Origin of the sequence: Pseudomonas pohangensis, from assembly GCF_900105995.1 — a bacterium.
Taxonomy (GTDB): Bacteria; Pseudomonadota; Gammaproteobacteria; order Pseudomonadales; family Pseudomonadaceae; genus Aquipseudomonas; species Aquipseudomonas pohangensis.
The window spans coordinates 2,234,017-2,256,966 of sequence record NZ_LT629785.1; the positions used below are offsets into that span (position 1 = coordinate 2,234,017).

A 22,950-nucleotide genomic window follows, 5' to 3' on the forward strand; every position below is an offset into this window, starting at 1 on the left:
ATGGACGCTGTTTATACCATGCCGTAGTACTGGCTCATGTTACTTGCAGTTCTCCGCCAGGACTTATTAACTCACGGCATGCAGTAATCGCCTTCCAGCCCTGACGCGTCCCGGCAAGCAACCAACCGGCTGAATCACCTTGAAAAAATCCACCCTGTAGTGGAACACAACAAAGAGGTAATGCCTGTGCAACTGCCCCAGCAAGCCGCGAACGCCTGGCGCGTTCTGTTTCTGCTGTTTCTGGCCAATCTGTTCAATTTTTTCGACCGTGCCATCCCCTCGATCATCATCGAACCCATACGCATGGAGTGGAGCCTGAGCGACCTTCAGGTCGGTCTGATTGCCACCGTGTTCACCATTGTCTATGCAATAGCAGGGATACCCCTAGGGCGCATGGCCGATACCGGCTCACGGCGCAAGATCATGGGCTGGGGCCTGATTGTCTGGAGCGGCCTGACCGGCCTGAGCGGGATTGCCTGGAACTACCTGAGTTTTCTGCTGATCCGCATGGGTGTCGGAGTCGGCGAAGCCAGCTATGCGCCAGCCGCCAACTCGCTGCTGGGCGACCTGTTTCCGGCGCACAAACGCGCACGGGCCATGGGTATTTTCATGCTTGGCCTGCCGCTGGGCCTGTTACTCGCCTATTTCACCGTAGGTGCCATGGTCAACGCCTTCGGCAGCTGGCGCGCGCCCTTCTTCATTGCCGCCGTGCCCGGCATCGTGCTGGCGCTGCTGATCTTCATGATCAGGGAACCACAGCGCGGTGCTGCCGAGGCGGTGAAAACATCCGCTGCAGCGGTGCAGCAACCGGTACGCAAGATCCTGGCGATCCGTACCTTTTTCTGGCTGGTACTGGCAGGGCTGGCGTTCAACTTCGCTTCCTATGCCTGCAATACCTTCATGGTGCCGCTGCTGCAACGCTACTTTCTGTTGTCGCTGGAGCAGGCGGCCGTCGCCACCGGGGTGATTGTCGGCGCCACCGGCTTGCTGGGGCTGACCCTGGGTGGCTGGATCGCGGACCGGGTGCACCAGAAGTGGCCCACCGGCCGACTGCTGTTCGCGGCCCTGAGCATGCTGATCTCGGCGGTCACCACGGCCTATGCGCTGCTCGCCGGGCATATCGAAATCAGCCTGTTTGTTGCCGTGTTCAGCGTCGGCTGGCTGTTTTCCTACAACTACTACACCTGCGTTTATACGGCGATTCAGGATGTCATCGAGCCACGCCTGCGCGCCACCGCCATGGCGTTGTTTTTCGCCGGGCTGTATTTGCTGGGTGGCGGTATCGGGCCTATCGCTGTCGGTGTGGTGTCGGATCACTACGCCCAGGCCGCCATGCTCGCGGCCGGTGCCAGTGAAATGAGTGAAGCCTTCAAAGCCGAAGGCCTGCATGCAGCCATGCTGATGATCCCGGTGGCTTTTCTGCTGACCATGCTGGCGTTGCTGCAGGCTTCGCGCTGTTTCCTCAGTGATGCGGCACGCATGAAAAGCCAGATGCTCGATGATGTGCCGGCCTGAGCCGGCACGCTCAAGATGTAGCGGCCATTCCAACAACACAGCTCGCATGGCAAGCCAGCAGGTAAACTGCCGACTCATACTCGACCAAGGGCAACCCTTTTGTGACCAAAGTTCTGCCTCTCCTCTTGCTGCTCAGCCTGACACTGCTCAGTGCCTGCGCCACTACACCGCCCAGACAGCCGGAAGATATCTGCGAAATATTTCGCGAGAAGTCGGATTGGTATGACGATGCCGAAGACGCTACCGAGCGCTGGGGAACCCCCATGCACGTCAGCATGGCGATGATGTATCAGGAATCGAGCTTCCGCGAGGACGCGCGTCCGCCCATGCAGTACTTCCTCTGGATCATCCCGATTGGCCGCGCCAGTACGGCCTATGGCTACGCCCAGGTCAAGGATGAAACCTGGGAGGACTACCAGAACGAAACAGACAACGGCTGGGCCGATCGCGATGACTTTGCCGACGCCATCGATTTCATGGGCTGGTACACCAACAAGAGCCAGCAGCTCAATGGCGTGTCGAAATGGGATGCCTACAACCAGTACCTGAATTACCACGAAGGCTGGGGCGGTTTCCGTCGTGGCACCTATCTGCAGAAGAGCTGGTTGCCGCCGGTGGCACGCAAGGTCGAGGCGCGCTCCAAACGCTATGCCATGCAATTGCATGGCTGCAAGGATGAGCTGTCTTCCAGCTGGTTCTAGGTCGGTCTAGTGACCGCTGGATCTGCTCGCCAGGCGCCAGAGCCGCGCCAGATCGCAACTGCGCGCTTCCAGCTCGGCAGCCGCACTGGCCATCGCCTGCTGCAGGCTGAGCGGGCCCGGCACCAGGCTGAAGGCGGCATCGATACCGACCCCGTACAACGCCTGATAGCCATCGCCCAGGCTGCCGGCGATGGCCAGCACCGGCACCCCGGCCTGCTGCGCTATTTCGGCCACGCCTGCCGGCGTCTTGCCATGCAGGGTTTGCGAGTCCAGCCGGCCTTCGCCGGTAATCACCAGATCGGCGCCAATCACCGCTTCAGCAAGGCCGGCAATCTGCGCCACCAGCTGGATACCGGGACAGAAGCTGGCGCCCAGATAGGCTTTTAAGGCGAAGCCCAGACCTCCGGCCGCACCGACGCCGGGCTCCTGCTGCCAGTCCTGGCCCAGCGCCTGCGCGGTGCACCGGGCGAAGTGCCCCAGCGCCGCGTCGAGCAGGTCCACATCGTCGGGACTGGCGCCCTTCTGCGGACCGAATACCGCCGAAGCCCCACGCGGCCCGCACAAGGGGTTATCGACATCGGCGGCCACCAGTATTTCCACCTGTTGCAGCCGCGGGTCGAGCGCGCTGATATCAACCCGGGCCAGCTGCTGCAGCGCTGCCCCGCCAGGCGCAAGTTGTTGCCCCCGGGCATCCAGCAAGCGCACACCCAGCGCCTGCAACAGGCCAGCGCCGCCATCATTGGTCGCGCTGCCACCCAGGCCGAGCACGATGCGTTTGGCGCCGCTATCCAGGGCGGCCAGCACCAGCTCGCCGGAACCGCGGCTACTGGCCCGGCACACATCCCGTTGCGCGGGCTGCAGCAGATGCAGGCCACTGGCGGCGGCCACCTCGATGGCCGCACTGCCATCGGCCAGCAAACCCCAGTGCGCCGTCACCGGCACACCCAGCGGGCCGGGTGCTTGCTGTTCCATGCGCTGACCGCCGAGCGAGGCCAGCAGAGCATCCACCGTGCCCTCGCCACCGTCAGCCATCGGCAACAGCAGCAATTCGGCATCGGGGAAAACCTTGCTCCAGCCGCGCGCAATCGCCGCAGCCACCTCAGCGGCAGAAAGACTTTCCTTGAACGAATCGGGGGCGATGACGACTTTCATAAAACTCCTGGACGAAAAGTTGCAGCAGCCGGTGCCAAAAGGCAGGTCAGAGCAGGATCAGGCTCAGCAACCAGACGCTGATCATGCCGGTGATGCCTTGCACCAGCGTGGCCATGGTCTGCGCACGATAGGCGGTGGTTACTTTCATGCGACTGAACTGCGCCACCACCCAGAAGAAGCTGTCGTTGGCATGCGACACGGTCATGGCGCCGGCACCGATGGCCATTACCGTGAGCACCCGGCCCATTTCGCTGTCCAGCCCCAGCGGTGCCAGCAGCGGCGCCACCAGCGCCGAGGTGGTGACCAGCGCCACGGTGGAGGAGCCCTGGGCGGTCTTCAGCGCGGCCGAGACCAGGAACGGCATGAACAGCCCGATGCCCAGGCTGGACAGGCTCTGCCCCAGATAGTCGCCCAGCGGAGTGGCCTTGAGTACCGCACCAAAGGCGCCGCCGGCGCCGGTAATCAGCAGGATCGGTGCCGCCGAAGCAATGCCGCTGACCACCTGGTCGTGAAAATGCTGACGCTTGTCGGCGCCCTTGAGCAGGGTGCAGGCAATCGCCAGCCCGACCAGCAGGGCCGCTACCGGCTGGCCAAGGAAGTTCAACGTCAGATAGAGCAGCCCATCGCCCAACGGCTTGCCCGGGAAGGCCGCGACCGAACCCATGCAGATCAGCAGGATCGGTACAAAAATCGGCGCAAAGGCCTGGGTAGCGCTGGGCAGCTGGCCGTAACGGGCCTTGAGTTCGGCAAAATCCACCCCGTCGGCGAGCAATTCACTGGGCGCTTCCTCCAGCAGCTGATGGTCGTCCTGTTTCAGGAAGCGGTTGGCCCACAGCCAGCCAGCCAAAGCCGTGATGCTGCCGACCAGCATGCCCACGGCGATCACCAGCCCGAGCTGGCTTTCCAGCCCCAGATTACCGGCAGCGGCAATCGGCCCGGGCGTCGGTGGCACGAAGGTGTGGGTGGCATACAGACCGGTAGCCAGGGCCACGCTCATGGCCACCACCGAGACCTGCATGCGCGCGGCCAGGGCATTCTTCAGCGAATTGAGGATGACGAAACCGGAATCGCAGAACACCGGGATCGACACCAGGTAGCCGATGATCGACATGGTCAGCGTGGGGAAGCGCTCCCCAAGCACACGGATCACCGTTTCGGCCATGGTGATGGCGGCACCACTACGCTCGAGAATCACTCCGATGATGGTGCCGAGCACAATGACGATACCGATGTAGCCGAGGATGCCGCCAAAACCGCTGTTGATGGTTTTGACGATTTCCAGCAGCGGCATCTGGTAGGCAAAGCCACCCAGCAGTGCCGCACCGAGCAGGGCCAGAAACGGATGCAGCTTGAGTTTGGTCGTGGAGAAAACTATGCAGGCAACCAGCAACAGCAGTATCAGGACAAGCGCCATGTTCAGCCCCTTGCGGACGGCTCCCCCGGAGCCCTTCAGGAAGCAAGGGTAGTCCAAACCAGCGACGGTGCAGGCGGACGGGCTACCGGTTGCTGCAGACAAACGTGCCTTGCGAGGGTGTAGCGACGAACCGGCCCGGCGAAAAAATCCGCGCCGGGACCGCTTCGCTATTACTCATTGCCATCTCCGGTTGCTTTAAAGCGACATCATTGCACCCAGAGTAACGCAAACAACTGCTGCCGGATGCCAAGCTGAATCGCCACTTCATCGCCCGCTGATTTGCCGCGCAGGGCTTGGCCCAGCGGGGTCAGTGGGCTGATCACCTGCACCAGCTGACCTTCGCCGGACAATTGCATGCTGGCCCCTTCCGGGCCGATGAAGAACAGCAGCTGGCGCTGGGCAGCATCCTCCAGACAAACCAGTGCGCCGAGTTGGACACCCTCGAGCGGATCGAATGGCCTGGGCCGCAACTGGCGCCAGATGGCCAGGGTCTGGCGAATCGCCTCGACCCGCCGCGCCTGGCCGGTGGCCAGATAGGCCGCCTCCAGACCGAGGGTGTCGTACTTGTTCTCGGCGATATTTTCTTCGTGGGTCGCCGTTTCATGGGCAACCCGTGCCGCCTGTTCGGCCTGCAGCAGATCCGCCTGCAGGCGCTCAAGCACCTGCTGTTGCAGCAAGCTTTTATCCATGACGAATTTCCCGCCGGGCTTGGGGAGAGTGCCGGAACGCTTCAGAGCGTGGCCGGCACCACGAGAATGCCGGCACGCAGGCCGTTCTTTACCTTGGGATTGGGAAAGATGATGCGGGCGCCCTGTTCTTCGACGATCCAGCGCGTACCGGCAACGTCCTCGGCCAGCAGATAGCCTTCTGCCAGCTCGCTGAAGTTTTCCACGCTATCGGGCAGATGCAGCTTGAACTCGGCGCTGTGCTTGATGATTTCCCGCGCCACGCTGAACAGCTGCATGCCGTCCAGCACAGGTTCGTCAGCAACCTTCGAGAGGCCCTCGACCAGGTCACGCAGGCAGGCTTCAAGGCGGTCGAGATTGACCTCCTGGTTTTCACCAAATGGCCGCGCCTTGCCCAGTTCGAGGGTGAAGGCCTCGGCCCCCAGATGGGCGTAGGTGAAGGAGCTGAAGGTGATACCCGGCTTGTTCTGCAGCAGCACCGCCTCGATACCGGCAGCCTGCAGCCTGACCAGTTCCTGCAGCGAGTGCTCGCGCCCCGGGCTGAACGGATACAGCGCGAACTGTTCGATCTTCGAGCCGCGAATCGCCGTATGCAGGTCATAGTGCAGACGCTGCCGGTCGGGCTTGCTGAAAAAGCTGCTGGCGAGAATTTCCAGCTCGTTGGCACGCAGGGCTTCGCTGCCACTGCTCTGCTCGTGACGGCCGCTGAACAGCCGGTTGATGTCCTGGTCTACATAGCGCACACCGCGGCGCATGGCCGCCGGATTACCGAGCAGAAACAGGATGCGTGCGCGCGGCAACAGCGCGCCGCTGGCGATCGCTTGCAACAGGCGGTCGAGCAACTCGATCGGCGCCGTCTCGTTGCCATGGATGCCGGCTGACAGCAGCAGGTCGAGCTTGCAGTCTTCGGCTGCCGCCGGCATGACTTCCAGCGCACCCTCGGCCAGCCAGTGCAGGCGGGTGCCTGCCGTGGTCAACTGGATTTTCTCGGTCGGTTCACGACCGGCAAGCGTCAGTTCCAGCAGTTTTCCCAGAGCCAGCATGGGTTGTCCTCAGTGGTTGCAATCAGGACCGTGGACGTGGCCGTCGTCCGGCGCATCGACGGGTTCCATTTCCAGTTGCAGACTGACCAGGTTGGTCGCCATGGGCCGCAACAGCAGGTTGGCGTACTCGGTATCGCCTTCCTCTACGTCCACACCGATCAGCAACTGGCCATTGCCGGCCTGCTGGATCCACAGCTCTTTACCCTGCCAGACCACGGCGAAACGGCTACAGGAAGTTTCCAGCTGGGTGCCGTCGTTGTCTTCAAGAATCAGTTGCAGGGCGTCGCTCATCGGTAAACTCCAGGCTTTCGATGCAGGCCTTGAGTAGGGACAAGGCTGCATCAGTTCAGTTGAAAAGGATAGACCGCGCCCAGTTTAAGGATTCGGGTCAATTCATCCAATGCCGTTCTGCACTCGATGAGCAATTGCGGATCAGCCAGGTCTTCATCACGCAGACGGTCACGGTAATGCCTGCCGACCCAGTCGGTCAGGGTTTCGTAGAGCGCGGGGGTCATGATCACCCCCGGATTGACTGCTGCCAGCTCGCTTTCATTCAGCGCCACGCGCAGGCGCAGACAAGCCGGGCCACCACCATTCTGCATGCTCTGCTTGAGGTCGAAGACCCGTACCTCGCGAATCGGCCCACCGTCGCTGGTCAGCTGCTGCAGATAGTTCCAGACCCGCGCATTGTTGCGACACTCTTCCGGCACGATGAGCAACATCTTGCCATCGGCACCGGTCAACAGCTGGCTGTTGAACAGGTACGAGGTAACGGCATCCTCAACTGTTACGGCCTCACGAGGCACACAGACCGCCCGCAAGTTGCCGCCCCGCCGCGCAAGTTTTCCCTGCAGCTCGGCGAGCACCTTGTCGCTGTCGAGGAAGGCATCCTGATGATGGAACAGCACCTCGCCATTGCCCACCGCGATCACGTCGTTGTGGAACACACCCTGATCGATGACTGCGGGAGTCTGCTGGGCATAGACCACGCCGGCATCGCTTAGCCCGTGCAAGCGGGCGATGGCCTGGCTGGCCTCCAGTGTCTGCCGCGCCGGGTAGCGCTGCGGTGCCGGCAGACGGCTGTCGAAGGCACTGCGGCCGAACACAAAGAACTCCACACCCGGCTCGCCGTAGCTTTTGCAGAAGCGCGTATGGTTGGCTGCGCCCTCGTCACCAAACTGGCTGACTGCCGGCAACGCCGGGTGATGGGCAAAGTGCTGCGTGTCGGCGAACATGGCGCCGAGCACACGACTGGTGGTCGGATGTTCGATGCTACGGTGAAACTTGCAGTTGAGATTGGCTGCGGTGAAGTGCACACGGCCGTCGGCGGTATCCGCACTCGGGCTGACCGTGCAGGAGTTCGCCGTCCACATGCTGGAGGCCGACATGCAGGCAGCCAGCAACGGCATGGCCTCTTTGGCGGCGCGGCTGATCACCTCGGCGTCACTGCCGGCAAAGCCGATGCTGCGCAACGCCGCCACATCCGGGCGTTCCTGAGGGGCCAGCACGCCCTGCCGGAAACCCATCTCCATCAGCGCTTTCATCTTGGCCAGCCCCTGCAGAGCTGCCTCGCGCGGATTCGAGCAGGCCTGGCTGTTGCTCTGCGAGGCCACGTTGCCGTAGGACAGGCCGCCGTAGTTGTGGGTCGGTCCGACCAGACCGTCAAAATTCACTTCAAAAGCATTCACAGGCTGACTCCCGGGGTCAGGGTTGCCGGCAGGCTGAGTTTTTCCGTTTCCAGCGAAGCCACCGGATACGCGCAGTAATCTGCAGCGTAGTAGGCGCTGGCGCGGTGATTGCCGGAAGCACCGATACCGCCGAAGGGTGCGCTGCTGGCGGCACCGGTAAGCTGCTTGTTCCAGTTGACGATGCCGGCGCGGCTTTCCAGCAGGAACTGCTGGTAGCGCTCGGGCGAATCCGAGAGCAGGCCGGCAGCCAGACCGAAACGAGTGTTGTTGGCCTCGGCCATGCCAGCGGCGAAGTCGGCATAGCGAATCACCTGCAGCAAGGGGCCGAAAAATTCTTCGTCATTGCGCCCGGCAACAGCCGTTACATCGATGATGCCGGGCGTGAGCAAGGCAGCGCTGGCAAGTGGCTGGGTCATTTCCAGCAGCACGCTGGCGCCGCTGGCCTGCAACTGTTGCTGGGCCTTGAGCAGCTGCCGGACAGCCGGCAGCGAGATCAGCGTACCCATGAACGGTGCCGGCTGTGCATCGTAGGCACCAACCTTGATCGCAGAGGCCACGGCAACCAGCCGCACCAGCAAGGCATCGCCCCAGGCGCCTTGCGGCACCAGCAAACGGCGGGCGCAGGTACAGCGCTGCCCGGCAGAAATAAACGCCGACTGGATGATGGTGTAGACCGCCGCCTCGACGTCCTCGACCTGCTCGACCAGCAGCGGGTTGTTGCCACCCATTTCCAGCGCAAGAATCTTCTCCGGACGACCGCCGAACTGCTGGTGCAACTGATTGCCGGTGCCACTGGAGCCGGTAAAGAACAGGCCATCAATCCCCGCATTGGCGGCCAGCGCCACGCCGGTTTCGCGGGCACCCTGCAACAGGTTGAGCACGCCGGCCGGCAGCCCCGCCTCGATCCAGCACTTCACGGTGAACTCGGCCACTTTCGGCGTCAGCTCGCTGGGCTTGAACAACACGCAGTTGCCCGCCAGCAGCGCCGGCACGATATGCCCGTTGGGCAGGTGACCGGGGAAATTGTAGGGCCCGAACACCGCCACCACGCCATGCGGCTTGTGCCGCAGCACAGCGGTGGCATCTGCCAGCGGCGCGGACTTCACGCCAGTGCGTTCGTGATAACTCTGGACCGCTATGGCCACCTTGTTGACCATGCTGGTGACTTCGGTAGCCGACTCCCACAGCGGCTTGCCGGTCTCTTCGCCGATCAGCCCGGCCAGTTCATCGGCACGACTCTTGAGGGTTGCGGCAAAACGCTCGAGGATGCTGATGCGCTGCTCCAGCGATTGCCTGGCCCAGTCCGGGAAGGCCTTGCGTGCAGCCTGCACCGCACTGTCGACCTGCGCAGCAGTCGCCGCGCAACCGCTCCAGATCACCTCTTGCGAAAAAGGGTTGAGCGACTGCAACGGTTCGCCCTGACCGGCCAGCCACTGGCCGGCAATGTAATGGGTAGTCATCAGTGGGTATTCCTCGCAGAGAGCGGCACCGCCCGGACCTGGGCTCCCGCAGTCATTTGCAGGCGTCTGGCAGTCGGTGCATCGACCACCAGTGTGCCGCTGGCAATGCGCGCCGCAGCAGCGGTGATGCGGCAGTCTTCGCGCTTGCGGTTGTGGATCAGATAGGGCGAGGCATGCTCGCCGGGTGTGCCAATCGCCAGCACCAGGATTTCGCTATTCTGGATAGCCCGTATGCGGTCGGTTTCGGCTTCGATCGCCGGCCCGGCATCGAAAATATCCACGTAGCCCTGATAGCTGAAACCCTCGCCCTTGAGCATGGCCAGCGCCGGTTCGGTATTGGGGTGCACACGGCCGATGGTGGCGCGCGCCTGCTCGGTAAGAAAACAGGTATAGAGCGGGAACTTCGGCATCAGCTCGGCAATGAAGGCCTTGTTGCCGACCCCGGTAAGGTAATCCGCCTGACTGAACTCCATCCGGAAGAAGTGCCGCCCGAGACTTTCCCAGAACGGTGAATGGCCCTGCTCGTCCGACATGCCGCGCATCTCGGCAATCACCTTGTCGCCGAACAGGCTGCGGAACTCGGCCATGAACAGGAAACGCGCCTTGGACAACAGGCGGCCGTTCATGCCGCTGCGGCTGTCCGCCTGCAGGAACAACGAACAGAGTTCGGAGTGCCCGGTGAGATCATTGGCGAGGAACAGCGTGGGAATTTCGCGATGAATTTTCAGCTCCTGCGAGGCACTCACGGTCAGCCCGACACGGAAGTTGTACCAGGGCTCGCGCTTGCCCACCGCAGCAGCGATGGCGGAGATACCGACGACCCTGCCGTCATCATCTTCCAGTACGAACAGGTAGTCCGCATCGGCGCGATCAGCCTCGCCACGGAAGGTTTTTTCCGCCCAGCTGACCCGGTGCGCCAGCCGCTCATGGTTGGCGGGCAAGGTGGTCAGGCCGGCGCCGGTGCTGCTGGCCAGGTCGAACAGGGCCTGCTGGTCACTGCTGCGTACGGGACGAACAATCATGGGGTTTCCCTTTGAATGAACTGTTGACAGGCCGTGGCAATGACCTGCGTTGCCGATACGGCGCTAAACCGCAACCAGACGCACACTGGCGCCCTCACCCACACCCAGTGCTTCGGCCACTTCGGCGGTGATGCCCACCGGCTTGCCGGGTACCCAGTCCAGCTCGGCCAGCACCGCACGAAAATCCTGCAGCTGGCCATTGCTCAGCAGATAAGGGCGGCCACCTCTGGCGGGTTCGGTAATCCGCACCGGCGCCAGACGGCTCTGGGCAATCGAGCGAATACCGGAAGTGCGCGCGTACAGACTGGGACCTCCATCGAAAATATCGATGTAGTTATCGGTCTCGAAGCCTTCACGCATGAGGATATCGAAGGTCACCTGCACACTGGGGTGTACCTGACCCATTGCCTCCTGCGCCGAATCCGGTAGCAGCGGCACATAGATCGGATAGTGCGGCATCAGCTCGGCCAGAAAGGTGCGACTCTTCAGCCCGGAAATACGCTCCGCCTCGACATAGCTCATATCAAAAAAATTGCGCCCCACGGCATCCCAGAAAGGCGATTCGGAGTGCTCGTCGCTGTAGCCGACAATCTCGACCACCACCGCATCGGCAAAGCGCTCCGGATGGCTGGCCATGAACAGCAAACGCGAGCGCGAATTCAGCTCGGCACAATCACTGTCCTGCAACTCGTGGTCGATGTAGAAGCTGGTCAGCAGACTCTTGCCGGTCAGGTCGTGACACAGCGACAGCACATGGATCTTGTTGTGAATGCCCAGGGCGCGCGAGGCATGCACGAAGGTTTCATTGCGAAAACTGTAAAAGGGCTCGGAGTAACCGGCCGAAGCGGCGATACCCGAGCAGCCGAGCAGCTTGCCCGTAGTGCTGTCCTCCAGCACGAAGAAGTAGCTTTCTTCACCGTTGAAGCTGACTTCTGCGGAAAACGAGGATTCCGAAGCGCTTATCTTGTCGCGCAGGCTTTCGATATCATCCGGCAGCGAAGTCACACCAACCGGACTGTTCATCGCCAGCCGTTGCACTTCAGGCAGATCGGATAGTTGCGCAGGGCGCATCACCAGCATGCTGTCACTCCTTCTGAATAAAGGCTCCGGCAGCCCTTTGGCATACCGGAGAAAACCGGATCTTCCGGCTCACGCATGAACCCTGGAGGCACACCGCAGGACGGCATGCCGTCAGGCCTGGGCCAGACGCGCCACAGCGCGCTCGAAGCGGTCCAGACCTTCATTGATATCCAGCTCTTCGACCACCAGGCTGGGCGCGAAACGCACCACGTCCGGACTGGCCTGCAGCACCATGACACCCTCCTCTGCAGCGGCATCCAGCACGGCCTTGGCCTTGCCTTTCCAGGCATCAGCCAGCACGGCACCGATCAGCAGACCGAGCCCGCGCACTTCACTGAACAAGCCATACTGCTGACCGATCGCCTGCAGCCGGGTTTTGAACCGGGCATGCTTGTCCTGCACTCCGGCACGCACCTCGGGGGTATTGATGGTATCCAGCACGGCTTCGCCTACCGCACAGGCCAGCGGGTTGCCGCCGTAAGTAGTGCCGTGGGTTCCGACCGCCAGATGCTTGGCCAGGTCGCTGGTGGTGAGCATGGCGCCAATCGGAAAACCGCCGCCGAGGCTCTTGGCGCTGGAGAGGATGTCCGGCGTCACCCCGTAATGCATGTAGGCAAACAGTTCGCCGCTGCGGCCCATGCCGCATTGCACTTCGTCAAACACCAGCAAGGCATTGTGCGCATCGCACAACTTGCGGGCGCCTTCCAGATACGCCTGGTCGGCCGGCACGACACCACTTTCGCCCTGCACCGGCTCAAGCACCACGGCACAGGTCTTGTCGGAAATAGCTGCCTGCAGCGCGGCCAGATCGTTGTAGGGCACATGGCTGATGCCTTGAATCTTCGGCCCGAAACCATCGGAGTACTTGGCCTGACCACCGACGCTCACAGTAAACAGGGTGCGTCCGTGAAAGCTGTTTACCGCCGCGATGATTTCGCACTTCTCCGGGCCGAAACGGTCATGGGCGACACGCCGCGCCAGCTTGAAGGCTGCCTCGTTGGCCTCGGCACCGGAGTTGCAGAAAAATACCCGCTCGGCAAAGGTCGCATCGACCAGCTTCTTCGCCAGGCGCAGTGCCGGTTCATTGGTGAACACGTTGGAGATATGCCACAGGGTATTGGCCTGTTCGGTCAGTGCGGCCACCAGTGCCGGATGACAATGACCCAGCACATTCACCGCGATGCCACCGGCAAAGTCGATCAACTCCCTGCCGCTTTGATCCCACACCCGTGAGCCTTTGCCGCGCACCGGGACAAAACCTGCGGGGGCATAATTGGGCACCATGTACTGATCGAAATCGGCGCGTTGAACCGGATCGTGCTGAACGGACATCGAATTACTCCTGCCTTGTAGGGCTAGTGATGGATTGATTGTAGGGATTGCCGGGGAGTTGGCATTGTCACTATGCGACAACTTCTTATAGCGCCAACCCATGCATACCCCGGGCTTATACGGATGCGACAGAAACGAACACGGATACCCGGCAGTATTGAAACCGGGCCCTGGCTGATCTTCAGCAAGCAGGTCAGGCGTGATTAATTGTCAGGCAGGTTGGCGGATGCCTGTTCCAGTTTTTGCTGCGAACGTTTGAGCTGGGATGTCGTGCGTGCCACCTTCAGGTGCAGGCGCATGCGCAAGACCTGACCGGCGAGCAGACCCAGCAGTCCACCGGCAATGAAAGCCAGAGTCAGGTAAGCCGCAACGGGCCATTGCGGTGAAAGGCTGCCGGCAAAACCGAGCTGCACCGGTGTCTGGTTTTCCAGCACGAAGACGACACTGACGACTGCCACCACCAGCAGAATGAGCAAGAGCAACAGGCGCTTGAGCCAAAGCATCATCAGTTCCTTTTCAGCATTATCCAGGGCAGGGTCGCTTAGTCGTCGTTGACGCGGTCGCGCAACTCTTTGCCCGGTTTGAAATGCGGTACGTACTTGCCTTCGAGACGGACAGACTCGCCGGTCTTGGGGTTGCGACCTACGCGTGGCGCACGAAAATGCAGGGAAAAGCTGCCAAAGCCGCGTATCTCGATGCGATCGCCGGTTGATAAGGCTTGAGACATCTGTTCGAGCATGGTTTTGATGGCGAGCTCCACATCCTTGGATGAAAGCTGTACCTGACTCTCGACAATGCGCTCGATCAGTTCCGACTTGGTCATGGTTTTCCCTTTTTATTCAAGCGGCTAGATCTTTTCTTTATGTTTTTAGCACGGCAAAAACACTTTGAACAGTCCAACCACAATAAAATCAAGGAGATAAGAACCAAAGTCGTAGAGCGAAAGCCTGACGCAACTTTCACTGGCGGATTAATTCCGGGCAAAAAAAAGAGGCGACCGAAGTCGCCCCTTTCCAGTACGGCTACAGAACTCAGTTGTTCTGGTTGCCCATCTGGGCACGGATCAGATCACCAATGGTGGTCGGACCGGCGCTTTCGGTTTCCTGCTTGCGCAGTTCCTTCATCGCATCTTTCTCGTCGTCCACGTCTTTCGACTTGACCGAGAGGCTGATAACGCGGCTCTTGCGATCGACGCTGATGATCTTGGCTTCGATCTCTTCGCCTTCTTTCAGCACGTTGCGCGCGTCTTCGACACGGTCACGGCTGATTTCGGAAGCCTTGAGTACAGCCTCGATGCCTTCGGCCAGGGTAATTACCGCACCCTTGGCGTCAACTTCCTTGACGATACCGCGGATGATGGTGCCCTTGTCGTTGACAGCTACGTAGTTGGAGAACGGATCGTCTTCCATCTGCTTGATGCCGAGGGAGATGCGCTCACGCTCCGGATCTACGGAGAGAATGACGGTTTCCAGCTCGTCGCCTTTCTTGAAGCGGCGCACGGCCTCTTCACCGACTTCGTGCCAGGAGATGTCGGACAGGTGAACCAGTCCGTCGATGCCGCCTTCCAGACCAATGAAGATACCGAAATCGGTGATCGACTTGATGGTGCCGGAGATCTTGTCGCCCTTGTTGAAGCTGCCGGAGAAGTCTTCCCACGGGTTGGACTTGCACTGCTTGATACCCAGGGAGATGCGGCGGCGCTCTTCGTCGATGTCGAGAACCTGAACGTCCACTTCGTCGCCAACCTGAACCACTTTCGACGGGTGAATGTTCTTGTTGGTCCAGTCCATTTCGGAAACGTGTACCAGACCTTCAACACCCTCTTCCAGCTCGGCAAAGCAGCCGTAGTCGGTGAGGTTGGTGACTTTGGCGGTAACACGGGTGCCTTCTGGGTAACGCGCCTTGATAGCAACCCATGGATCTTCGCCCAGCTGCTTGAGGCCGAGGGAAACGCGGTTGCGCTCGCGATCGTACTTCAGAACCTTGACGTCGATCTCGTCGCCAACATTGACGATCTCGGACGGATGCTTGATGCGCTTCCAGGCCATATCGGTGATGTGCAGCAGACCATCAACGCCGCCCAGGTCAACAAACGCACCGTAGTCGGTGAGGTTCTTGACGATACCTTTGATTTGCTGGCCTTCCTGCAGATTTTCCAGCAGAGCATCGCGCTCGGCGCTGTTTTCCGCTTCCAGGACACTGCGACGGGAAACCACAACGTTGTTGCGCTTCTGGTCGAGCTTGATGACCTTGAATTCGAGTTCTTTACCTTCCAGGTGAGTGGTATCACGCACCGGACGGACATCGACCAGAGAACCTGGCAGGAACGCACGGATGCCGTTAACGTCGACTGTAAAGCCGCCCTTAACCTTACCGTTGATAACGCCCGTAACCACTTCCTCTGCGGCGAAAGCTGCTTCCAGAACAATCCAGCACTCGGCACGCTTGGCCTTCTCGCGGGACAGTTTGGTTTCACCAAAGCCATCATCTACCGCATCCATCGCAACGTGGACTTCGTCACCGACCTTGATGGTCAGTTCGCCAGCGTCGTTATAGAACTGCTCGAGCGGGATAACGCCTTCGGATTTCAGTCCGGCATGCACGGTGACCCAGTCACCGTCGATGTCGACGATGATGCCGGTGATGATTGCACCGGGCTGCATGTCAAGGGACTTCAGGCTTTCTTCAAATAGTTCGGCAAAGCTTTCGCTCATGTTGATTCCTGTTGATCAAGGGCAGTCAATCTGCCCAAACCACATTCCAGACAACGTGGGTTCGTTTATATAAAAAGAGGCTTGCGGGACTATGACTGGTGTCCCCGCATGCCTCCTTGTGTCATCCGGTGATATCGCGTCGGGCGACTTCACTCAGGATGCGTTCCAGCACCTGCTCGATGGAAAGCTCGGTGGAGTCCAGCACTATCGCATCAGCCGCCGGTTTCAGCGGTGAAACTGCGCGCTGGGTATCGCGCTCATCGCGCGTCCGAATCTCATCAAGCAGACTCGCAAGGGTAACATCCTCACCCTTGTCTTTCAACTGCTGGAAGCGCCGGCGCGCGCGCTCTTCAGCACCTGCGGTAAGGAAAACCTTGAGCGGGGCCCGGGGAAACACCACGGTGCCCATGTCCCGGCCATCCGCCACCAATCCCTGCTCATCGAGAAAGTCCCGCTGGCGCTGCAACAGCGCCTCTCGCACGCAAGGCAAGGCGGCTACCTGGGATGCGCCATCGCCAACCTGCTCGGTGCGAATCAGGTCGGTAACCTCCTCGCCCTCGAGCACAATGCGCTGACCGCCGTCTTCGGCAAAGAACTGCACGTCCAGGTGTGCGGCCAGAGTCTTGAGCGCTTCTTCGTTGTTCAAACTAATGCCGTGATTGCGCGCAGCAAACGCCAGCAAGCGATACAAAGCCCCCGAGTCGAGCAACTTCCAGCCCAGCTGGCGGGCCAGCAGGCCGGCAATCGTGCCCTTGCCGGAACCGCTCGGGCCGTCAATCGCTATCACTTTCGGGCTCATGCCCGGGCCTCTTCGTCTACGCGAATACCGACCTGCCCGGCCAGACCGAGGAAGTTCGGGAAGGAGGTCGCGACGTTGGCGCAATCATGGATACGGATTGGCGCCGAAGCACGCAGGGAAGCGACACTGAAAGCCATGGCTATGCGGTGATCGCCATGACTGTTCACTTCACCACCACCATAAGCGCCACCGTCGATGATGATGCCGTCAGGCGTCGGCTCAACCTTGACGCCAAGGGCGAGCAAACCATCGGCCATGACCTGGATACGATCGGATTCCTTGACCCGCAGCTCTTCGGCACCGCGCAGTACGGTGCGCCCTTCGGCACAGGCCGCAGCAATGAACAGCACCGGAAACTCGTCGATAGCCAGCGGCACCAGATCTTCCGGTATGTCGATACCCTTGAGCTGCGCGGCACGCACACGAATATCCGCTACCGGCTCACCACCGACTTCGCGCTGGTTTTCCAGCGTCAGGTCAGCGCCCATCAGGCGCAGAATGTCGATCACCCCGGTACGCGTCGGATTGATGCCGACGTGTTCCAGCACCAGATCAGAGCCCGGCGCAATACTGGCCGCGACCAGGAAGAATGCCGCCGAAGAAATGTCTGCCGGCACTTCGATGCGGGTTGCCGTGAGTTTATGTCCGGACTCGACGGTAGCGCTCTTGCCTTCGCTCGTCACCGGATAACCGAAACCGCGCAGCATGCGCTCGGTATGGTCACGGGTCGGCGCCGGCTCGATAACCGTGGTGCTTCCGGCCGCATACAGACCCGCCAGCAGCAGGCAGGATTTGACCTGGGCACTGGCCACCGGCATCTCGTAGGTCATCCCGCCCAGGCGACGACCGCCATGGATCAGCAACGGCGGCCGACCATCCGCAGCGGTTTCGATCAGTGCCCCCATCTGCCGCAACGGCTTGGCCACACGATTCATCGGGCGCTTGCTCAGGGAAGCATCGCCGGTCAGCGTGGTATCGAAGGCCTGACCCGCGAGCAGGCCGGACAACAGGCGCATGGAGGTGCCTGAATTGCCCAGATAAAGCGGCCCAGGTGGCGGCTTGAGGCCATGCAGGCCGACGCCGTGAATGGTCACCCGGCCATGCTGCGGGCCTTCGATGACCACGCCCATGTCGCGAAACGCCTGCAGGGTTGCCAGCGCATCTTCACCTTCGAGAAAACCTTCCACTTCGGTCACGCCCTCGGCCAGCGAGCCGAGCATGATCGAACGATGGGAAATGGATTTGTCACCCGGCACGCGGATACGTCCGGACAGGCTGCCGCCCGGGTTGGCGAGATAAATCAGGTCAGTCGAATGCATGGTACCTACATAGGCCCGCTGGGCCAGAATGGTGCTGAAATGTTCACGGGCCACCCGGGCGCGGGTAAATACGCCCAGCAGGTGCAGCCCGTCCTGTGCATCAACCGCGTTGCGCAAGGCATCGAGATCGCTGCGAAAGTCGTCCAGGACACGCAATACCGCCTGGCGATTGGCCAGGAAGATGTCGTGCCACATCAACGGATCGCTGCCGGCAATCCGGGTAAAATCGCGGAAGCCGCCGGCCGCGTAACGGAAAATCTCCAGATTTTCACTGCGCTTGGCCAGCGAATCGACCAGACCAAATGCCAGCAAGTGCGGCAGATGGCTGGTGGCTGCCAGCACTTCATCATGGTGCTCGATGTCCATCTGCTCGACATTCGCGCCGAGCGTGCGCCAGGCCTGTCCGACCAGTGCCAGCGCGGCAGCATCGGTTGCCGCACCGGGGGTAAGGATGACCCGGTGGTGGCGAAACAGGTTGCCATCGCAGGCCTCCACACCGCTCTGCTCGGAGCCGGCGATCGGATGCCCGGGGACAAATTGCCCCAGATACTGTGGCAGACAGCGCTCGGCCGCGCGCAGGATACTGCCTTTGGCGCTGCCCACATCGGTCAGCACTGCCTGCCCCAGATCCAGCTTGCCCAGCTGCTGCAGCAGCTTTTCCATGGCCAGGATCGGCACTGCCAGAACGATCAGCGTGGCACCGGCACAAGCTGCCGCCAGATCCTCTTCACAGCGATCGACCACCCCCAGCTCAACGGCCCGGCGACAGGATTCCGCATCCAGATCGACACCAATCACTTCGCCACACTGGCCACGATCACGCAGTCCCTTGGCAAAGGAACCACCGATCAGGCCAAGCCCGACCACCACCAGACGCGCCAGACGCAACTCGCCCACCACCGCCGGCACACCGACCTCAGCCATGTTTCAGCACCTCGGCCAGCGCACTGAGGAAACGGCTGTTTTCAGCCCCGGTGCCGATGGAAACCCGCAAAAAGCTTGGCATGCCGTAGCCGGCAACCGGTCGCACAATGACGCCGGCGCGCAGCAAGGCCTGATTGATCGGCGCTGCATCCCTGGCGAAATCCACTGCAATGAAGTTGCCCTTGCTCGGAATCCAGCGCAGCCCCAGTGCCCGCAAGCCCGTCTCCAGCTGCAGCATGCCGGCATCGTTGAGCTGACGGCTGGCAGCCAGATAATCATCATCCTGCAGCGCTGCGATGGCCGCAGTCAGGGCCAGGCTGTTGACGTTGAACGGCTGGCGCACGCGGTTGAGCACATCGGCAATCTGCGGCGAAGACAGTGCATAGCCAACCCGCAGCGCCGCCAGGCCATAAGCCTTGGAAAAGGTTCGCGAGACGATCAGATTCGGGAAACGCGGCAGGAAGTCCAGGCCGTCCGGCAGATCGCCGCCTTGAGCATATTCGATGTAGGCCTCGTCCAGCACCACCAGCACCCGCTCGGGCACGGCGGCGAGAAAACGCTGCAGCGCGGCGGCATCGAACCAGGTGCCGGTCGGATTGTTCGGATTGGCCAGAAACACCACGCGGGTGTTCTCGTCGATCGCCGCCAGCATGGCGTCCAGATCGTGGCCGTGTTCACGCGCCGGCACGGCACGCCCTTCGGCACCTACGGCCTGGGTGGCGATCGGGTACACGGCAAAGGCGAACTGGCTGAACACCGCATTCAGGCCCGGCGCCAGCCAGGCGCGCGCCACCAGATCGAGGATATCGTTGGAGCCATTGCCCAGCGTAACCTGCGCCGCACTGACCTGATAGCGACTGGCCAGCGCCTGCTTGAGGGCGAAGCCGTTGCCATCGGGGTAGCGTGTCAGTTCGGGCAGCGCCGCCTGAATCGCCGCCAGCACTTTGCTGCCAGGGCCCAGCGGGTTTTCATTGCTGGCCAGCTTGACGATGCCGGCAGGGTCGAGATTCAGCTCGCGCGCCAGCTCTTCCACCGGCTTACCCGGCACATAGGGCGAGAGTTTTTGCACGCCGGGCAGCGCCAGGGCGAGAAAGTCACAACTCATGAAAGTTCCTGTTGCGTTGAGCGACCGCTGAAGGTCGGCAATGTTAAGGCAGGAATGCGCTGTCAGCGACCCCATTGGTTATTTTTCCGGCGATTTCAGCTGATCGCGGTGTAGCGACCGGCCTTGTGGTTGAACGCCAGCACCAGATTGAGCACCACGGCGCCCAATACCGAAAGCACAATGGCCGGCACATCGACCACAGCCAGCGCCGCCAGCAGAATCAGGCAATCGATCAGCATCTGCACCTTGCCGGCACGCCAGCCGAAGCGGTCCTGCAGGTACAGCACCAGCAGATTCACCCCGCCGAGGCTGGCCCGATGGCGAAACAGCATCAGCATGCCCACGCCCATCAGGATGCCGCCCAGCACCGCCGCATAGACCGGCTGCAGCAGGGAAAACTGCAGCCAGTGGCCGGTCAATTCGACCAGCAGCGCAACCAGACTCACCGCGCACAGGGTGCGCAGGGTAAATGCCCAGCCCATGCGCCGGAACGCCAGTACATAGAACGGCAGATTGATCAGAAAATAACCGACCCCGAAGGATATGGGCGTGGCGTAGGACATCAGAAAGCCCAATCCAGCCGTACCACCCGTCAACAGACCGGCCGTTTTGTACAGATTGATCGCCAGGGCGATCATCAGCGTTGCGCTGAACAGCGCCTGCAGATCCTCCAGCAGGCTGTGCTGTTGCGCCGGCGCTAGCGTATCGAGGCTCATCAGCGCTTCACCGCCATGTGACGCAGACTCAAAGCACGGCTTTCGGGTAGGAACCCAGCACTTTCAGGGCCACGGCCTCCTGCTGGATCCTGTCCAGCACATCCCTGATCAGCGGATCGCGGTGGTGGCCAACGAAGTCGATGAAGAACACATAGGTCCACTTGCCGCTGCGCGAAGGGCGCGTCTCGATGCGTGTCAGGTCGATACCGTTGCTGTGGAACGGCACCAGCAATTCGTGCAGTGCACCGGGCTTGTTGCGCATCGAGGCGATGATCGAGGTCTTGTCGTCACCGGTCGGCGGCACTTCCTGGCTGCCGATGATCAGGAAGCGCGTGGAGTTGTCCGGGCGGTCCTCGATCTTCTCCGCCAGCTTGCTCAGGCCATACAGCTCGGCAGCCATGTCGCCGGCAATCGCCGCCGAATTCCACTCGCTTTTCACCCGCCTGGCCGCGTCGGCATTGCTGGAAACCGCCACCCGCTCGACATTCGGATAATTCGCATCGAGCCACTTGCGGCACTGCGCCAGCGACTGGGCGTGGGAATAGATACGGCTGATCTTGTCGGTCTTGGTGGTATCGCCGACCAGCAGATGATGGTGAATGCGCAGCTCGACCTCGCCACAGATGACCATGTCATGTTCGAGGAAGCTGTCGAGGGTGTGATTGACCGCGCCCTCGGTGGAGTTTTCCACCGGCACCACGCCGAAGTTGACCGCACCGGCGGCCACTTCACGGAATACTTCATCGATCGCCGCCATCGGCCGGCTGATCACCGCGTGACCGAAGTGCTTGAGCGCCGCCGCCTGGGTAAAGGTCCCTTCCGGGCCGAGGTAGGCAATCTTCAGCGGTTGCTCCAGGGCCAGACAGGAAGACATGATTTCGCGGAACAGCCGCGCCATTTCCTCGTTGTCCAGCGGACCCTGATTCAGCTCCATGATGTGCTTGAGCACCCAGGCTTCGCGCTCGGGACGATAGAACACCGGCGTTTCACCGGCCGCCAGGGAGCGCATCTTGACCCGTGCCACTTCCTGGGCACAGCTGGCGCGCTCGCTGATCAGCTCGAGGATCTTCTCATCGAGACTGTCAATCCGTACGCGTAACGCCTTGAGCTGATCAGCTTCGGACATCAGCCGTGCTCCTTCTCGAACTCCGCCATGTAGGCCACCAGTGCTTCAACCGCATCCATGCCGACGGCGTTGTAGATCGACGCACGCATGCCACCGACCGAGCGATGGCCCTTGAGATTGAGCAGACCGCGGGCATCGGCACCGGCCAGGAAGGCCTTGTCGAGTTTTTCATCGGCCAGACGGAACGGCACGTTCATCCACGAGCGCGCGTTGTGCGCAATCGGGTTGCTGTAGAACGCACTGTCATCAATGGTTTTGTACAGCAGATCCTTCTTGGCACGGTTGACCCGTTCCATCGCCTCGACACCGCCCTGCTCCTTGAGCCACTCGAACACCAGCCCGGAGAGGTACCAGGAGAAGGTTGCCGGGGTGTTGTACATCGAGCCGTTGTCGGCGGCGATCTGGTAATTGAGCATGGTCGGGCAGATCGAGCGGGCACGCCCGAGCAGGTCTTCGCGGACGATCACCAGCACCAGACCACTGGGGCCGATGTTTTTCTGCGCGCCGGCATAGATCAGGCCGAATTTCGACACATCCAGCGTACGCGAGAGGATGTCCGAGGACATATCCACCACCAGCGGCACGTCGCCGACTTCGGGAATCCAGTCGAACTCGACGCCGCCGATGGTCTCGTTGCTGGCGTAATGCAGGTAAGCCGCGTTCTCCGACAACTGCCACTCGTTCTGCCCGGGGATGGCGAAGTAGTCATAGGCCTTGGCGCTGGCGGCGACATTGACGTGGCCAAAGCGCTGGGCCTCGTCGATGGCCTTCCGCGACCAGATACCGGTATCTATATAGTCGGCAACACCGTCTTCGGGCAGCATGTTCAGCGGAATTTCGGCAAACTGCTGGCTGGCGCCACCCTGCAGGAACAGCACCTTGTAGTCATTCGGCACGCTGAGCAGATCACGCAGATCCTGCTCGGCTTTCTCCGCGATGGCCACGTACTCGTCACTGCGGTGACTCATCTCCATCACCGACAGACCACGGCCCTGCCAGTCGAGGAGTTCGGCCTGGGCACGCAACAGGACAGTTTCGGGAAGGGCCGCCGGACCGGCGCAGAAGTTATGGGCTCGTTTGCTCACGTCAATCTCTCTCAGTTCAGCAACACCGCCGCGCGAACGATGCTGCGTTTCGTCTGGGGCCTACCCGGC

At 61.4% G+C, this 22,950-nt stretch carries 21 protein-coding genes; 2 read left to right on the top strand and 19 right to left on the bottom strand.

Going from position 1 to position 22,950, the window contains the following annotated elements:
- The first annotated feature begins 186 nt into the window (after positions 1–186).
- Both BLT89_RS10460 and BLT89_RS10465 read left to right on the top strand, forming a co-directional pair.
- Positions 187–1,515, top strand: a complete 1,329-nt coding sequence (locus BLT89_RS10460) for a spinster family MFS transporter (protein WP_090198931.1) — start codon at positions 187–189, stop codon at positions 1,513–1,515.
- A gap of 101 nt (positions 1,516–1,616) precedes the next feature.
- Positions 1,617–2,216: a transglycosylase SLT domain-containing protein gene (locus BLT89_RS10465; RefSeq protein WP_090194787.1), complete on the top strand. Its 600-nt coding sequence runs from the start codon at positions 1,617–1,619 to the stop codon at positions 2,214–2,216.
- Positions 2,217–2,222: 6 nt separating this feature from the next.
- Here the strand turns inward: BLT89_RS10465 and BLT89_RS10470 are convergent, their stop codons facing one another.
- The 19 genes from BLT89_RS10470 to serC all read right to left on the bottom strand — a co-directional run bounded on the left by BLT89_RS10470 (position 2,223) and on the right by serC (position 22,881).
- The gene (locus tag BLT89_RS10470; protein ID WP_090194788.1) at positions 2,223–3,368 is read right to left on the bottom strand and encodes a glycerate kinase; all 1,146 of its coding nucleotides are present in this window, start codon (positions 3,366–3,368) and stop codon (positions 2,223–2,225) included.
- A gap of 46 nt (positions 3,369–3,414) precedes the next feature.
- A complete protein-coding gene (locus tag BLT89_RS10475; RefSeq protein WP_090194790.1) occupies positions 3,415–4,782 on the bottom strand; it encodes a GntP family permease in 1,368 nt (455 codons plus the stop codon).
- Between the two features lie 206 nt (positions 4,783–4,988).
- On the bottom strand, positions 4,989–5,471 hold the full coding sequence (locus BLT89_RS10480) for a GreA/GreB family elongation factor (protein WP_090194792.1): 483 nt from the start codon (positions 5,469–5,471) through the stop codon (positions 4,989–4,991).
- A 41-nt stretch (positions 5,472–5,512) separates the two neighbouring features.
- A complete protein-coding gene (gene astE / locus BLT89_RS10485) occupies positions 5,513–6,511 on the bottom strand; it encodes a succinylglutamate desuccinylase (protein ID WP_090194794.1) in 999 nt (332 codons plus the stop codon).
- Between the two features lie 9 nt (positions 6,512–6,520).
- A complete protein-coding gene (locus BLT89_RS10490; protein ID WP_090194796.1) occupies positions 6,521–6,802 on the bottom strand; it encodes a topoisomerase II in 282 nt (93 codons plus the stop codon).
- A gap of 50 nt (positions 6,803–6,852) precedes the next feature.
- Positions 6,853–8,199 (bottom strand): N-succinylarginine dihydrolase, encoded by a 1,347-nt coding sequence (gene astB, locus BLT89_RS10495; protein WP_090194799.1) that lies wholly within the window; start codon positions 8,197–8,199, stop codon positions 6,853–6,855.
- On the bottom strand, positions 8,196–9,662 hold the full coding sequence (astD, locus tag BLT89_RS10500) for a succinylglutamate-semialdehyde dehydrogenase (RefSeq protein WP_172829164.1): 1,467 nt from the start codon (positions 9,660–9,662) through the stop codon (positions 8,196–8,198). The genes astB and astD overlap by 4 nt, the downstream gene beginning before the upstream one ends.
- A complete protein-coding gene (astA, locus tag BLT89_RS10505; RefSeq protein ID WP_090194804.1) occupies positions 9,659–10,681 on the bottom strand; it encodes an arginine N-succinyltransferase in 1,023 nt (340 codons plus the stop codon). The genes astD and astA overlap by 4 nt, the downstream gene beginning before the upstream one ends.
- Before the next feature lie 63 nt (positions 10,682–10,744).
- Positions 10,745–11,761, bottom strand: coding sequence for an arginine/ornithine succinyltransferase subunit alpha (gene aruF / locus BLT89_RS10510; RefSeq protein ID WP_090194807.1), 1,017 nt, complete (start codon positions 11,759–11,761; stop codon positions 10,745–10,747).
- A gap of 111 nt (positions 11,762–11,872) precedes the next feature.
- Positions 11,873–13,093: an aspartate aminotransferase family protein gene (locus BLT89_RS10515; protein WP_090194809.1), complete on the bottom strand. Its 1,221-nt coding sequence runs from the start codon at positions 13,091–13,093 to the stop codon at positions 11,873–11,875.
- A 203-nt stretch (positions 13,094–13,296) separates the two neighbouring features.
- Positions 13,297–13,596, bottom strand: coding sequence for a lipopolysaccharide assembly protein LapA domain-containing protein (locus BLT89_RS10520; RefSeq protein WP_090194812.1), 300 nt, complete (start codon positions 13,594–13,596; stop codon positions 13,297–13,299).
- 38 nt (positions 13,597–13,634) lie between these two features.
- On the bottom strand, positions 13,635–13,916 hold the full coding sequence (gene ihfB, locus BLT89_RS10525; protein ID WP_090194815.1) for an integration host factor subunit beta: 282 nt from the start codon (positions 13,914–13,916) through the stop codon (positions 13,635–13,637).
- Positions 13,917–14,124: 208 nt separating this feature from the next.
- Positions 14,125–15,807 carry a 30S ribosomal protein S1 gene (rpsA, locus tag BLT89_RS10530; RefSeq protein WP_090194817.1) on the bottom strand — a complete coding sequence of 561 codons (1,683 nt, stop codon included), beginning with the start codon at positions 15,805–15,807 and terminating at the stop codon, positions 14,125–14,127.
- A gap of 121 nt (positions 15,808–15,928) precedes the next feature.
- Positions 15,929–16,606 (bottom strand): (d)CMP kinase, encoded by a 678-nt coding sequence (cmk, locus tag BLT89_RS10535; RefSeq protein WP_090194820.1) that lies wholly within the window; start codon positions 16,604–16,606, stop codon positions 15,929–15,931.
- Positions 16,603–18,849 carry a bifunctional prephenate dehydrogenase/3-phosphoshikimate 1-carboxyvinyltransferase gene (locus BLT89_RS10540; protein WP_090194823.1) on the bottom strand — a complete coding sequence of 749 codons (2,247 nt, stop codon included), beginning with the start codon at positions 18,847–18,849 and terminating at the stop codon, positions 16,603–16,605. Before BLT89_RS10540 ends, cmk begins: the two co-directional genes overlap by 4 nt.
- Complete coding sequence (hisC, locus tag BLT89_RS10545) at positions 18,842–19,954, bottom strand: histidinol-phosphate transaminase (protein ID WP_090194825.1); 1,113 nt, start codon at positions 19,952–19,954, stop codon at positions 18,842–18,844. Before hisC ends, BLT89_RS10540 begins: the two co-directional genes overlap by 8 nt.
- 95 nt (positions 19,955–20,049) lie before the next feature.
- A complete protein-coding gene (locus tag BLT89_RS10550) occupies positions 20,050–20,670 on the bottom strand; it encodes a YitT family protein (protein ID WP_090194829.1) in 621 nt (206 codons plus the stop codon).
- A 28-nt stretch (positions 20,671–20,698) separates the two neighbouring features.
- A complete protein-coding gene (gene pheA / locus BLT89_RS10555; protein ID WP_090194831.1) occupies positions 20,699–21,796 on the bottom strand; it encodes a prephenate dehydratase in 1,098 nt (365 codons plus the stop codon).
- Positions 21,796–22,881, bottom strand: a complete 1,086-nt coding sequence (gene serC, locus BLT89_RS10560) for a 3-phosphoserine/phosphohydroxythreonine transaminase (protein ID WP_090194833.1) — start codon at positions 22,879–22,881, stop codon at positions 21,796–21,798. Before serC ends, pheA begins: the two co-directional genes overlap by 1 nt.
- Between the last annotated feature and the right edge of the window lie 69 nt (positions 22,882–22,950).

What these genes read in the sequence shown, in the direction of transcription:
- BLT89_RS10470 (WP_090194788.1), bottom strand. Translation starts at nt 3,368, where the DNA reads ATGAAAGTCGTCATCGCCCCCGATTCGTTCAAGGAAAGTCTTTCTGCC.
- BLT89_RS10475 (WP_090194790.1), bottom strand. Translation starts at nt 4,782, where the DNA reads ATGGCGCTTGTCCTGATACTGCTGTTGCTGGTTGCCTGCATAGTTTTC.
- BLT89_RS10480 (WP_090194792.1), bottom strand. Translation starts at nt 5,471, where the DNA reads ATGGATAAAAGCTTGCTGCAACAGCAGGTGCTTGAGCGCCTGCAGGCG.
- astE (WP_090194794.1), bottom strand. Translation starts at nt 6,511, where the DNA reads ATGCTGGCTCTGGGAAAACTGCTGGAACTGACGCTTGCCGGTCGTGAA.
- BLT89_RS10490 (WP_090194796.1), bottom strand. Translation starts at nt 6,802, where the DNA reads ATGAGCGACGCCCTGCAACTGATTCTTGAAGACAACGACGGCACCCAG.
- astA (WP_090194804.1), bottom strand. Translation starts at nt 10,681, where the DNA reads ATGATTGTTCGTCCCGTACGCAGCAGTGACCAGCAGGCCCTGTTCGAC.
- aruF (WP_090194807.1), bottom strand. Translation starts at nt 11,761, where the DNA reads ATGCTGGTGATGCGCCCTGCGCAACTATCCGATCTGCCTGAAGTGCAA.
- BLT89_RS10515 (WP_090194809.1), bottom strand. Translation starts at nt 13,093, where the DNA reads ATGTCCGTTCAGCACGATCCGGTTCAACGCGCCGATTTCGATCAGTAC.
- BLT89_RS10520 (WP_090194812.1), bottom strand. Translation starts at nt 13,596, where the DNA reads ATGCTTTGGCTCAAGCGCCTGTTGCTCTTGCTCATTCTGCTGGTGGTG.
- ihfB (WP_090194815.1), bottom strand. Translation starts at nt 13,916, where the DNA reads ATGACCAAGTCGGAACTGATCGAGCGCATTGTCGAGAGTCAGGTACAG.
- rpsA (WP_090194817.1), bottom strand. Translation starts at nt 15,807, where the DNA reads ATGAGCGAAAGCTTTGCCGAACTATTTGAAGAAAGCCTGAAGTCCCTT.
- cmk (WP_090194820.1), bottom strand. Translation starts at nt 16,606, where the DNA reads ATGAGCCCGAAAGTGATAGCGATTGACGGCCCGAGCGGTTCCGGCAAG.
- BLT89_RS10540 (WP_090194823.1), bottom strand. Translation starts at nt 18,849, where the DNA reads ATGGCTGAGGTCGGTGTGCCGGCGGTGGTGGGCGAGTTGCGTCTGGCG.
- hisC (WP_090194825.1), bottom strand. Translation starts at nt 19,954, where the DNA reads ATGAGTTGTGACTTTCTCGCCCTGGCGCTGCCCGGCGTGCAAAAACTC.
- BLT89_RS10550 (WP_090194829.1), bottom strand. Translation starts at nt 20,670, where the DNA reads ATGAGCCTCGATACGCTAGCGCCGGCGCAACAGCACAGCCTGCTGGAG.
- pheA (WP_090194831.1), bottom strand. Translation starts at nt 21,796, where the DNA reads ATGTCCGAAGCTGATCAGCTCAAGGCGTTACGCGTACGGATTGACAGT.